This is a genomic window from Micromonospora sp. WMMC415 (genome assembly GCF_009707425.1).
Classification (GTDB): domain Bacteria; phylum Actinomycetota; class Actinomycetes; order Mycobacteriales; family Micromonosporaceae; genus Micromonospora.
The window spans coordinates 2,119,038-2,131,146 of the sequence record NZ_CP046104.1 but is presented as its reverse complement, the minus strand read 5'-3'; the positions used below and the strand labels follow the sequence as shown (position 1 = coordinate 2,131,146).

Sequence of the window (12,109 nt, the reverse complement as noted above, 5' to 3'; positions counted from 1 at the left end):
GGCACAGCACGTCGGGTCCCCCCTGGGCGGCGCTCACCGAATGGGCGCAACCAGCCGTAATGGTCGAAGCGGGACAGTAGGGTTTCCCGGGGCGGTGCGCCGTCGAAAGAGGGAGAGCGGAATGCGTGTCACGCGGGCGGCGGTCGTCGTGGTCGCGGCACTCTCCTTCGCCACCGGCGCCTGCGGTGGGGACGACAGCGGCCCCGGTGTCATCGAAAAGGCCACGGAGACCGGGACGCTCGCCATCGGCGTGATTCCCGACCAGCCGGGCCTCAGCCTGAAGACCGATGGCACCTACGTGGGCTTCGACGTCGAGATCGGGAAGATCGTCGCCAAGGGACTCGGCGTCGACCCGGCCAACATCCAGTGGAAGGACACCAGCCTGCCGGACCGCGAACAGGCCATCAAGGAGGGTGTGGTCGACTTCGTCATTGCCGCCTACACGATCAACGCGGCGCGCAAGAAGGAGATCAGGTTCGCCGGGCCGTACTACGTCGCCGGCCAGGACCTCTTGGTCAGGGCCGACTCGACCATCCGGGGGCCGGAGGAACTCGAAGGCAAGGTCGTCTGCTCGAACGCCGGCTCAACGTCAGCCCGGCGGATCCGGTCGCAGTACCCGAATACCAGGTTGCAGCAGTACGACCAGGACATCAGGTGTCTGGCGGACCTCGAGTCGGGCGCGGTCGACGCGGTGAGCACCGACGATGTCGTCCTCCTCGGCTACTCCATGCGGCCGGAGAACGTGGGCAAGTTCAAGCTGGTGGGCAAGACCTTCTCCGAGGAGCCCTACGGCATCGGGCTGAAGAAGAAGGACAAGGCCGGCTGCGAGAGGATCAACGAGATTCTGAAGACCGCTGCGCGGAACGGGTCGTACGAGGCGGCCTGGGAGGCCACGTTGGGCAAGGGCGGCAAGCCGGTACCGACCCTGGACGTCAGCAAGATGACCCACTGCAGTGCATGAGTGACCCCAAGGCCGGCGGCGGCAACCGCATCTGACCAGGCGCGCACAAGCAGTTCCCCACGCCGGAGCCCGACCGTCAACGCGCACACGTACAGCGCTTCGGTGCGCGGCTCCGGCGGAATGCGAACCGAGCCCGTCCGGGAGGCTGGACGCCCTGGCGACTGCCCGACGGGGAGATCCGCTTACAGGTACCAGCAGCGATCCAGCAGGGGAGCGCCCGGTCCGGACCAAGCGCCGGGAATCACGACAGCGTCAGCCATGCGGACGACTTACTGACGCGGATGGGGACAGGATGAGGGTGATCTGGAGCGCCTCGCCGCAGCCGCTTGCGCCGGCGCCCGGCTTCGTCAGCGTACGGCCGTCGCGACGCCGGCCTGACGGGCGGATTCGAACAGTTCGATCAGGTTGCCGGCGGGATCGGCCAGCAGGATCTGACGTCCGCCGGGACCGGAAACCACGTCGCTCCGAAACGACAGTCCAGCGCCCCGGTGCCGGGCGATCTCGGCATCCAGATCGTCGACGGTGAGGTGGATGCGGTTTCGGCCGGGAGCCGCAGAATCCTCGGGAGTTGCCCGGGCACCTGAGCTGGCGGGCCCGGACAGCAGTAGCCGCAGCGGGCCACGGACCACGTCAGCGAATGCGCCTCCGGCGTTGGTCAGCATGTGGAAGCCGAGGTGCGTCGTGTAGAAGTCGACGGCGGCCCGGACGTCGTCAACCACGTAGCGGACGCTGGCGTACTGGTCGGTTCCGGTCATGGCTCGAGCCTCCTTGACTCGTGGATGGTTGGGCAGCGAGTACCGGCAGCAGACGGCGGATGCGGTTGTCGAGGTCGGCGACGGTGCGGACAAAGGCCGGGTAGCCGGCCTGGCCGCTGTCGCCGGCAGGAGAGGGGTCAGGGATGCTCCAGTGGATCCGGCGAGGGTGATCGTCGAACTCGGGGCAGACCTCGCGGGCCTTGTCGCACAGGGTGATCACGTAGTCGAACCGGCGGCCGGCAAGGGTGCCCAGGTGGCGGGGACGCTGCTCGGCGATGTCGATGCCGTACTCGTCGCACAGCACCCGTACGCCGGTGGGATGCAGTCGCGCCCCGGGGCGGCTGCCGGCGCTGCTGGCCTCCACCTGTCCGGCGGTGTGGTGGCGCAGCAGGGCTTCGGCGATTGGTGAACGGGCGCTGTTGCCCGTGCAGACGAACAACACGGCAACGCGGGGTAACCGCAGTTGGTCGACTGACGGGTCCCAGGTGGCGCTCTCGAAGCGGAGAGCCGGGTGCAGGACGGCGCCGGTGCTGGCCAGTGCTTGGGCGCAGCGGTCCAGAGCCAGGTGGTAGTAGCTGTCACGGCCGTCGAAGCTGCTTCGCGTGGCGGTGACCAGCCCGCCGTCCCGCAGCAGCCGCAGGTGGTAGGAGACCAGGTTCTGCGGCTGGCCGATCAGCGCGACCAACTCGCGGACCCGCAGGTCGCTGTCGGCGAGCTCGGCCAGTAGCCGCCAGCGCAGCGGGTGGGCGGCCAGGCGCAGGAACGCCGGGGCAGCCTGACTCGACGCAGCCATGAACAGACGATACATCAAACAGATTTGATGGGCTGCGGACGGAGAGGTCCGATGGTGATCGATCCTCTCCGCCCGCGCCCACTACACTCGCCCGATGCCGACGTTCCTCTCGCCTGACGTCGCCCGGTTGGAGCCTCGGGACGGCGCACCCGTGATGACACTCGCCGTGCAGCGCAGCCTCGACCAGGTTCGCTCACCCGCACTGCGAAGCCAGGATCACCGCGTCAGGACGCGACGCTGAAGTCGACGTCGGCGGTGGTGACCGTGCCGCCCGTGCGGCCCGGCGCCGACTGGTAGGTCCAGTAGAGGTTGGTGTGGGCGATGACCTGCGCCGGCGGCGGCGCGCCCCACGCCGACTGGTCCTCCGTCGTGTGGGCGTCGCTGACGAGGGTCGCGTCGTAGCCCCGGACGAGCGCACCGTGCAGCGTCGAGCGGATGCACGCGTCGGTCTGCGCGCCCGTGACGACGAGTCGACCGACGCCCAGCCCGGACAGCACCGTCTCGAGAGTGGTGGCCTCGAAGGAGTCGCCGTAGTTCTTCTCGACGAGCGGCTCGCTGTCGACCGGCTTCAAATCCGGGACGATCCGCCAGTCGTCGCTGCCCCGGGTGAGCCCTTCGTCGGAGTGCTGGACCCAGACGACGGGAACCTGCTCCCGCCGCGCCTTCTCGACGAGGCCGGCGATGTTGGCGACGACGGCGTCGCGCTCGTGCGCCCCTTCGACGACGCCGTTCTGCACGTCGATGACCAGGAGTGCGGTGTTGGGACGGTTGTCCAAGGTGGTCATGGTCTCTCCCCCGGATCGGCTGCCTGCCCCGCAGACACTAGCCCCACCCACCGACAGGAATCAGTGCGGCGGATCCTCGCCGACCAGCCCGTCGACCGACTCCCGGATGAGGTCGGCGTGCCCGACGTGGCGCGCGTACTCCTCGATCAGGTCGACGAGGATCCGCCGGAGGCTGGGGGTGTCGCCCTCGGGGCTGGTCCACCGCGCCAACCCGTCCAGGCCGCCCTCGGCCAGCGCCTCCTCGATCATGAGCCGGGAGGTGGCGACGGTGTCCCGCCAGAGCGTCAGGAGCTGCTCGGGCGAGTCGTCGGCGGCGGATCGCCACTCCCAGTCCGGCTCGGCGTCCCAGTCCACCGTGTTCCACGGCGGCCCCGGGTCGCGGCCCCGCAACCGGAGGCTGAAGTAGATAGCCTCGACGGCGGCCAGGTGCTTGAGCAGCCCGCCGAGCGTCACCGTGGACGCCCCGACCGTGGCGCGCATGCCCTCGGCGTCGAGGCCACCGCACTTCCACGCGAGGGTCCGGCGCGAGCGTTCCAGAGCGCCCAGGAGGGTCGCCGTCTCGTCGCCGGCGGGCGGGGGCCCCTGCAGCACGGTCACGGGCCGACCCTAGCGGCGCCACCGCCGCTTCGCCGCCCCGGAAGGAATGCCGTCCCGTCGGCGAAGCTTCCGCGCAGCGTTCAGGCGGGCGCAGGCCGGTGCTCGGCGATCCACCGCTCCACGTCCCGCTTGCGCCAGACCTTGCCCATGCGGAGAACGGCGATCGGATCGGGAAAGCCACCCGACGGCGAGGCTCGCCCGTCGGGCAAGCTACGACGGCGATCCGGTGGGGTTGGCGGTGTACAGGGCCGGCTGCCTGTTCGACGCCGCGGGAGACCTGTACCGACTTGACCCGGATGGAATGCCCGGGGCGGACTCCCGGTATGTGCGGTTGTGGGATGGACCAGGCGAGGACTGGTTGACTGAGCCCGGCCAGCAGCCCTCGTCAGAATCGGCATGACGCGGACGCCGGTGCGCCGGCAACATCGACGGATGAGTCAGCCGCACCCGCCGGAGCCTGACGTCGTCCGCTACTACACCGAGGTGTTCGTCGAGGCCGACCGGCTGGAGCGCAGTCCGCACGGCCGCCTCGAGGCGACGCGTACCCGGGACCTGCTGTCCCGGCTGCTGCCGCCGGCACCGGCCATGGTGCTCGACGTGGGCGGCGGTCCCGGCGCCCACGCCGGATGGCTCGCGGCGGCCGGACACCGCGTCCACGTAGTCGACCTGGTGCCGGCGCATGCGGCGGCGGCGCGGCGCGCGTACCCGGAGGTGACCGCGACGGTCGGTGACGCCCGGCGGCTGCCGGTGGCCGGCGCCGTCGCGGACGTGACCTTGCTGCTCGGGCCGCTCTACCACCTCACGGACCAGGCCGACCGGGTGGCGGCGCTGCGCGAGGCGGCGCGGGTGACCCGCCCCGGCGGTGTGGTGGCGGCGGCGACGATCAGCCGGCACGCCCCCTTCATGGATCTGATCCGGCAGGGCCGGGTGGACGACCGCACCCGGCCGGCCCTGCTAGCCGCCTACGAGACCGGCGTGAACGACCCGGTGAGCGGCTTCACCACCGCCTACTTCCACCGCCCCGACGAAATCGTCGACGAGATCCGCGCCGCCGGGCTGCCAGCGCCGCGACGGTACGGGATCGAGGGCCCGCTCTGGCCGCTGCTGCCGGTGACCGGCGGGCCGGATGAGGACGGGCCGCTCTTCGCGGAGGTGCTGCGGTGTGCGGCGCTGACCGAGTGCGACCCGGAGGTGCTCGGTGCCAGCTCACACCTGCTCACCGTTGCCCGGCTCCCCCAATCCCGCCCGGCATGATGGCCGCATGGCACATCTGGGACTGGTCGCGCTGGTGGTGCGCGAGTACGACGAGGCGATCGCCTTCTACACCGAGCGTGTCGGCTTCGAACTGGTCGAGGACACGCCCCGGCCGGACGGCTCCCGGTGGGTGGTGGTGCGGCCGCGCGGCGCACGAGAGACCGCAATCCTCCTCGCCCGCGCGTCAACGCCCGAGCAGCGGACGCGCGTCGGGAACCAGACCGGCGGACGGGTGGGGCTGTTCCTGTACACCGAGGACTTCGCCGCCGACCACGCCCGGATGAGCGCCGCCGGCGTGGGGTTCCTCGAGGAGCCACGGCACGAGGCGTACGGATCGGTCGCCGTCTTCGAGGACCTGTACGGCAACCGGTGGGACCTGATCCAGCCGCGAGGGAACTGACCGGCCGGCGACACCACGCATACGGTGGGTGATCGCGGAGCCTCGGGCATGCTATTCTCCGGCGTCGATTTCTGCCGACCGGACCCGTATCGGTCGTTTCGGAAGGACGTCTCGCCCGATGCCGGCCGTTCCCGCCGCGACCGCGCCACCCGGCACCGCACAAGCCGCCGCGACCGCGCTGCCCGGCACCCAAGCCGGCATCATCGCGGCACCCGGCACTCTGGACACGCCGGCCGGCGGCGCCCTCACCCTTATCTTCGCCACGATTCCGGCCCTGCTCCGGCTCAGCTGCGGCGTGGTGGGCGCGATCGTGGCGCTGTGGGTGCGTACGCCGCCGGTCGAGCCGGCGCTGCTGCTGCCGGCCGTCGCCACACTGACCGCCTGGTCGGTCTGGTACGCGGTCCGCGGGCTCCGGCACGGGGTCACCGCACCGCTGGTGGCCGGTGACGTCGCGCTGACCACGATCGCCTGCCTGGCCATCCCCGTGCTGGTGGCACCGGAGGTGCTGCCCGGCGAGGGGAGCTGGATCGCGGTCCTCGCGAGCACCACGATCATCAACGCCCAGGTGACCGCCCCGGCCCGCTGGTCGGTCCCGGCGGGGCTGCTGGTGACCGCCGCGTACGCGACCGGCGCGCACGCTGCGGGTGATCCCGTCGAGGCGGGCGCCCACGCGGCGACGCTGCTGGCGCAGACCGGCTGCACGGTGGTGATGGCCGTCGTCATGCGCCGCCGGATCGGCCGCGCGGACCGGGCGTTCGTGGACCATCAGCGGCTGACGCGGGAGAGCCGGGTCGCCCGGGCCACCCGGGAGGCCGAGCGGCAGCAGAACCGCGACCTGCACGACACCGTCCTGGCCACACTCACGATGGTCGGCCTCGGCGCGGTGTCCGGGTCGTCGGCGGCGCTGCGCGACCGGTGCGCCGGCGACCTGCGGACCCTCGACGCCCTCGCCGACGGCCGTGCGGCGGAGGGTGACGGCCGGTTGGACGAGCGGCTGCGGCAGGTGCGGGCCCGGCTCCCGGAGCTGCCGGTCACAGTGGAGCTGGCCGCGTGCGAGGTGCCGACGGCCGTCGCCGAGGCCCTCGCGGAGAGCACGTACGCGGCACTGTCCAACGTGGTCCAGCATGCGCCGGGTGCGACGACCACGCTGCGCCTGGCCCGGGCCGGCCGCGCCGTCGTGGTCGAGGTGGTCGACGACGGTCCCGGCTTCGATCCGGCGACGGTCCCGGCTCACCGGTACGGGTTGCGCGAGTCGGTCCACGGCCGGATGGCCGCTGTCGGCGGGCGGGCCGAGGTCCGCTCCTGCCCCGGGGCGGGCACGCGGATCCGGCTGGAGTGGACCGTCTCCGGGCTGACGGCACCACCGGTCACGGCGGTGCCCCTACCGCGTACTACCAGGGAGAGCCGGACCGGCGCGGACGCGGCGGCCGCGGTGGCCCGCGCCTCCGACCGCGGCGCGCGGATCGTCGTGGTGGTGATCGCGCTGGCGTGGCACACGGCGATCGGTCTGCCGGCGGTGCTGTCGGCCCGCGCGGACCTGGCGGCACCGGCGGCGGTGCTCGGCGGTTGGCTGCTGGTCGCGGGTCTGGGCGGTATCGCGGGGACGGGCCTGCTGCGCGGCGCCCCGTTGCCGGCCTGGCCGCTGGCGGCGATGCTGCTGGCCGTCGACGCGGTCGTCTTCGCCGCGGCGGACGAGCGGCAGCTCTTCACCGCCGCGAACTGGGTGTGGGGCACCATCGCCTGGTTCTTCGTGCTGGTCCTGTGGGGGCGCCGGCTGGTCGGGCTGCTGCTCCTGCTCACCGCGCACTCGACGATCGCGCTGGTGGCCGTCCTCGGGTACGGCGCGACCGCCCCCGCCGACCTGGCCCGCTGCGCGATGTACGTGTACGGCACGTCCTCGCTGCCGGTCGCCGTGTTCGCCGGTGGCGCGGCGATCGCCGCGCTGGCCCGGCAGCGGGCCGCGACGGCGGCCGCGGCGTACGCCCTGGTGGCCGAACGCGAGGCGGCCGAGCTGGCCCGGCGGGAGCGGCGCGAACGGCTCGCCCTGGCCGGCGCCGCCGCCCGGAAGGTCCTCGCCGAGCTGGCCGACGGCCGGGCCGACCCGGCGGACGCGGACGTGCAACGCCGGTGCGTGCTGGCGGCGGCGCGGCTGCGCCGGCTCATCGCCGAGTCCGACGACGTGCCCGACCCGCTGTTGCACGAGCTGCGGGCGGCGGCCGACCTGGCCGAGCGGAACGGCCTCCCGATCGATCTGGTGACCATCGGCACGCCGCCACCGCTGCCGGTGGAGATCCGCCGCCGACTGGCCGACCCGCCGACCGCGACCCTGGCCGGGGCCCGGGACTGGGCCCGGTTGACCGTCGTGGCCGGGCCGGACGAGGTGGCGGTCAGCCTCGTCACCCCGGACGGCGAGCACGCCGACCATCCCTCCGACGACAGGTCACCGGCAGCCGGCGGCGGTGTTCCGGCGCCGGACGGCGGTGGCGGCCGAGTGGAGCACCTCGACGAACGGGACGGGGAGATCAGATGGACGCAGACCCGGTGGCGGCGGTGAACGCGCACCGGCCGGTCGGGGTGGCGATCGTCGACGACCATCCGGTGGTCATCGACGGCGTACGGGCGTGGCTCGCCCCCGAGCCGGGCCTGGAGGTGGTCGCCACCGGGGACGACCCGGACGAGGTGCTGCGCGAGGCCCCGCACGCCGACGTCGTCCTGCTGGACCTGCGGCTGCACGGCCGGATGGCGCTGGACAAGCTGGCCGAGCTGAGTGCGGCGGGCCGGCGGGTGGTCGTCTACTCCGAACACTCCGACCCGGCGACGATGCTGGCGGCGCTCGACGCCGGAGCGGTCGCGTTCCTCGCCAAGCACGAGGGGCGGGAGCACTGCGTGGCGACGGTGCTGGCCGCCGCGAGCGACCGGCCGTACGTGTCGCCGGCGCTGGCCGGCGCGATGGTCGGCGACCCCCGGCCGGACCGGCCGGTGCTGTCCGACAAGGAGCGGGAGGCGTTGCTGCTGTGGTTCCAGTCGATGTCGAAGGCGTCGGTGGCCCGCCGGATGCGCATCAGTGAACACACGGTCAAGCAGTACGTGGACCGGGCGCGGATCAAGTACACCCGGGCGGGGCGGCCGGCCGCCACGAAGGCGGCTCTGCTCGCCCGCGCGATCGAGGACGGCCTCGTCCGGCCGGAAGAGATCGGCACCTATCGGTCGCAGGCGTGGTACGACCGGCCGACCCCCTAACGGGCGTCATGACAGTGGTGCCGGGGGTCGGCGAGGCTGCACGGTGAACCAGGGGTGATCCGGCCGCCCCATCGCCGTCTGCACGAGAGGTCGTGACGATGCACGATGACGCGTCCCCCTTCTTCATCGCCCCGCACCGGTTCGACGCGCCGGACGACACCGGGCCGGTACTGGACCGGCGACACGAGCTGGTCCCCGAGCCGGGCGAGCGGGTGCTCGGCCGGTACCGGTTGCCCGCGGCGGGCTACCTGCTGGGCCCGACCGAGGCCTGGCGGCGCTGGACGCTGCCGGGGACGGTCGCGGTGACGGTCACCGACCGGCGGCTCGCGTACGTCGGGACGGCCTCGCAGCTGTCGGTCGTGGGCGTCGGCGCGGGCGAGCCCCGCCACCGGCGCGGGGTGCGGGTGCCGGGCCTGGTCAGCGGGCAGGTCCGCTGGCAGTGGCCGTCCCGGCTGGAGGTGGTGCCACCCGGTCCCGGGCGGCCGGGGCAGGTGCTGGTCGTCTGCGACGCGCTGCGGACGATCCACCAGCCGGCGCTCGCCCTCGCCGCCCCGGAGGGGGTCGTCGACCTGGCCCGGCAGATCCGCCGGGCGGTGGCCGCGTTCCGGCTGGCCCACCCTGAGCTGGTGGACCTGTCGCCGCCGGAACGTGACGTGTTGGCGCTGCGCGCCAACGCCGGCCCGCTCACCGTCGAGGGGCGGGTCACCCTGCCCGGGTCGCTGCCGGTGGAGTTCCGTTCGCGGGACGACTACTACCGGCGGGAGGGGTCCGAGGGGGTGTGGCCCGGGACCGCAGCCGGCGCAGCATCCGGGCATCGGTGAACCCGACCGCGCGGGCCGCCGACTCGACGGTCGTCCCGTGCCCGATCAGGTGTTCCGCGCGCTCGACCCGCAGGAGCTGCTGGTAGCCGAGCGGGGTCAGGCCGGTGGTCTGCCGGAACAGCCGGGTGAGGGTCCGCTCGGCCACCCCCACCTCGGCGCAGAGGTCGGCGAGGGGCAGCGGCCGGTCGTACCGGGCGTCGATCAGGTCCTGCGCCCGGTGCACCGCGTCGGAGAGGTGCGACCGGTGCCGCATCATCGCGCTGGCCTGCTGTTCGTGGCCGTTGCGGCGGGCGTACACGACCAGGACGCGGGCGATGCGGGCGGCCGCGGCGGGCCCGTGCCGGGTGGCCATCAGGTGCAGCGCCACGTCGATGCCGCTGGCGATGCCGGCCGAGGTGACCACCCGGTCGTCCACCACGTACAGCACGTCGCGGACCACACGCGCCGCGGGGTGGCGGCGGGCCAGGTCGTCCTGCACCTCGTGGTGGGTGGTGCAGCGCCGGCCGTCGAGCAGCCCGGCACGACCCAGGGCGTACGCCCCGGCGCACACGCTGGCCACGGTGCCGCCGGCCGCGTGGTGGGCGGCCAGCCGCCGCAGGTCCTCCGGGCCGACCGGCCCCTCCGGGCCGTGCGCGCGGGGCCGCCATCCGGGTACGACCACCAGGTCGTCGCGGGTCAGCTCGGGCCACTCGCGCCCGGCCACCAGCGGTACGCCCTGCACGGTCGGCACCACCTCACGGTCGGCGACGTAGTGCAGGTGGTAGTCGTACCCGAGGTCGGCGGCGGTGGAGAAGACCTGGGCCGGCCCGGCGAGGTCCAGCAGGTGCAGCTGCGGGACGAGCAGGAAGACGACCCGGGCCATGCGGTCAGCCTCGCACGCCGACGGGTTCGGGCCGCGACGCGCCCGTGCCGGTACCCGCCGCGGCGGCGTCGGCGGCCCGGTCCGGGACCGTGCCGGTCACCTCGTCGACGGTACGGACGGCGGCGAAGCGGCCGGCGAGGGCGTACTCGGTACGCGCGGTCATCTCCTCGACCGACAGGGTGCGCGGGTCGGCGAGGATCTCGGCGAGGGTGGCGGTCGCCGGCAGGTCCCGGTGCGGCGTCGGGAAGGTGACGGTCGCGTCGGTCACGAACGTCATCTCGTACCCGAGGTCGCAGCCGACCCGGGCGGTGGTCTCCACGCACTGCTCGGTGCGGATGCCGCAGACGGTGATCTCGCGGGCGCCGGCGAGGGTCAGCAGTTGCTGGAGGTTGGTCGTGGTGAACGCGTTGTGCGACGTCTTGACCAGCGTGGGCTCCCCGGGGACGGGAGTGAGACCGTCGATCAGCCGCACGTGGCCGTTGGCCGGGTCGAAGACGCCGCCGGTGCCGGGCTCGGCGTGCAGGACCCAGACCACCAGGTCGCCGCGGCGCCGGGCGGCGGTGACCAGCCGGTCGACCTGGCCGACGATGTCCGGCTGCGAGGCGTACGCCCAGATGTCGCGCTGCCGGAAGGACTCCTGGACGTCGATGACGACGAGTGCTGCTCTGTTCATGACCTGACTCTGCCGTCCGGCAGCCCACCGGCACGAGACACCATCCCGCCCGACACCGGACCGATCCGGCCACGAGCGCCACCACCCCGTGCCGCGTGTCCCCAGCCGCATCCGGGTCGCGGGGAGGGTCAGGCGCGGTCGAGAGCGGCGGCTTCCGCCGGGGTCGGGGCGGTGCCGCCGAGGTGGGCGGGGAGCCACCAGGTGTCGTCCGGGCCCGACGGGCGGTCCGGGTACTCGCGCTGCACCCGGTCGACCAGGGCGGCCAGCCGGGTCCTGAGGTCGTCGGCCATCGTGGTGGCGTCCGGGTAGCCGGCCGGGTCCATCGGCTCCCCCACCAGGATGGTGATCGGCGTGTGCCGCCTGGTCAGCGTGCGCGGGCGGCCCTTCGTCCAGAGCCGCTGGGTGCCCCACAGCGCCACCGGCAGCACCGGCACGCCGGCGTCGCGGGCCATCCGGGTGGCCCCGCTCTTGAGGTCCTTGACCGTGAACGAGCGGCTGATCGTGGCCTCCGGGAAGACGCCGACCACCTCACCGCGCTTCAGCGCGCCGACCGCCTCGGCGAACGAGCCGGCGCCGGCCCGCCGGTCCACCGGGATGTGCCGCATGCCACGCATCAGCGGGCCGGAGACCTTGTGCGTGAAGACGGACTTCTTCGCCATGAACCGGACCAGGCGCTTCGACTGGCGCGCGCCCAGCCCGCAGAAGATGAAGTCCAGGTAACTGACGTGGTTGCTGGCCAGCACCGCCCCGCCGGTACGCGGGACGTGGTGGGCGCCCTCCACCGTGATCTTCAGGTCGAGGACCCGGAACATCGTCTTGGCGGCGGCGATCACGGGCGGGTACACGAGCTCCGGCATCCGGCGACTTTACCCCGAGTAAGTTACGCCACCGTAGGGCGGAGCGCCGGGGAGTCCCGGCTGCGGAAGGGCCCCGTCCCGAGGGTCGACATCGGGGAAGGAGCCCTCCCG

Annotated in this window: 13 protein-coding genes and 1 pseudogene; 7 read left to right on the top strand and 7 right to left on the bottom strand. The window is 73.3% G+C overall.

The annotated features are described in order from the left end of the window. The first annotated feature begins 121 nt into the window (after nt 1–121). Entirely contained in the window at nt 122–961 is an 840-nt protein-coding gene (locus GKC29_RS10360; RefSeq protein ID WP_155334071.1) for a glutamate ABC transporter substrate-binding protein, read from the top strand. A 347-nt stretch (nt 962–1,308) separates the two neighbouring features. On the opposite strand, the gene GKC29_RS10355 is transcribed toward GKC29_RS10360, so the two are convergent. The 4 genes from GKC29_RS10355 to GKC29_RS10340 form a co-directional block, all read right to left on the bottom strand. Continuing rightward, nucleotides 1,309–1,716 (bottom strand): VOC family protein, encoded by a 408-nt coding sequence (locus tag GKC29_RS10355; protein WP_155330619.1) that lies wholly within the window; start codon nt 1,714–1,716, stop codon nt 1,309–1,311. After that, on the bottom strand, nt 1,673–2,509 hold the full coding sequence (locus tag GKC29_RS10350) for an ArsR family transcriptional regulator (RefSeq protein WP_155330618.1): 837 nt from the start codon (nt 2,507–2,509) through the stop codon (nt 1,673–1,675). The genes GKC29_RS10355 and GKC29_RS10350 overlap by 44 nt, the downstream gene beginning before the upstream one ends. Before the next feature lie 224 nt (nt 2,510–2,733). Then, a complete protein-coding gene (locus tag GKC29_RS10345; RefSeq protein ID WP_155330617.1) occupies nt 2,734–3,294 on the bottom strand; it encodes an isochorismatase family protein in 561 nt (186 codons plus the stop codon). A gap of 60 nt (nt 3,295–3,354) precedes the next feature. Beyond that, nucleotides 3,355–3,891 carry a DinB family protein gene (locus GKC29_RS10340; RefSeq protein WP_230688982.1) on the bottom strand — a complete coding sequence of 179 codons (537 nt, stop codon included), beginning with the start codon at nt 3,889–3,891 and terminating at the stop codon, nt 3,355–3,357. A 432-nt stretch (nt 3,892–4,323) separates the two neighbouring features. Between GKC29_RS10340 and GKC29_RS10335 the strand changes: the two genes are divergently transcribed. The 6 genes and pseudogenes from GKC29_RS10335 (at nt 4,324) to GKC29_RS10310 (ending at nt 9,606) form a co-directional block, all read left to right on the top strand. After that, entirely contained in the window at nt 4,324–5,145 is an 822-nt protein-coding gene (locus GKC29_RS10335) for a class I SAM-dependent methyltransferase (RefSeq protein ID WP_155330616.1), read from the top strand. A gap of 7 nt (nt 5,146–5,152) precedes the next feature. Then, nucleotides 5,153–5,545 (top strand): VOC family protein, encoded by a 393-nt coding sequence (locus tag GKC29_RS10330; RefSeq protein ID WP_155330615.1) that lies wholly within the window; start codon nt 5,153–5,155, stop codon nt 5,543–5,545. 118 nt (nt 5,546–5,663) lie between these two features. Next, nucleotides 5,664–6,887: pseudogene (locus GKC29_RS30550) on the top strand (sensor histidine kinase); the annotation flags it as partial. A 33-nt stretch (nt 6,888–6,920) separates the two neighbouring features. Next, entirely contained in the window at nt 6,921–8,099 is a 1,179-nt protein-coding gene (locus GKC29_RS30545; protein ID WP_155334069.1) for a hypothetical protein, read from the top strand. After that, nucleotides 8,072–8,785: a response regulator transcription factor gene (locus GKC29_RS10315; RefSeq protein ID WP_155330614.1), complete on the top strand. Its 714-nt coding sequence runs from the start codon at nt 8,072–8,074 to the stop codon at nt 8,783–8,785. The genes GKC29_RS30545 and GKC29_RS10315 overlap by 28 nt, the downstream gene beginning before the upstream one ends. Before the next feature lie 98 nt (nt 8,786–8,883). After that, nucleotides 8,884–9,606, top strand: a complete 723-nt coding sequence (locus tag GKC29_RS10310; protein ID WP_155334068.1) for a hypothetical protein — start codon at nt 8,884–8,886, stop codon at nt 9,604–9,606. Here GKC29_RS10310 and GKC29_RS10305 read toward each other — a convergent pair. The 3 genes from GKC29_RS10305 to GKC29_RS10295 form a co-directional block, all read right to left on the bottom strand. Beyond that, on the bottom strand, nt 9,488–10,468 hold the full coding sequence (locus GKC29_RS10305) for a GlxA family transcriptional regulator (RefSeq protein ID WP_155330613.1): 981 nt from the start codon (nt 10,466–10,468) through the stop codon (nt 9,488–9,490). The genes GKC29_RS10310 and GKC29_RS10305 overlap by 119 nt on opposite strands. A gap of 4 nt (nt 10,469–10,472) precedes the next feature. Continuing rightward, nucleotides 10,473–11,141: an isochorismatase family protein gene (locus GKC29_RS10300; RefSeq protein ID WP_155330612.1), complete on the bottom strand. Its 669-nt coding sequence runs from the start codon at nt 11,139–11,141 to the stop codon at nt 10,473–10,475. Between the two features lie 128 nt (nt 11,142–11,269). Then, a complete protein-coding gene (locus tag GKC29_RS10295) occupies nt 11,270–11,998 on the bottom strand; it encodes a 1-acyl-sn-glycerol-3-phosphate acyltransferase (RefSeq protein WP_155330611.1) in 729 nt (242 codons plus the stop codon). Between the last annotated feature and the right edge of the window lie 111 nt (nt 11,999–12,109).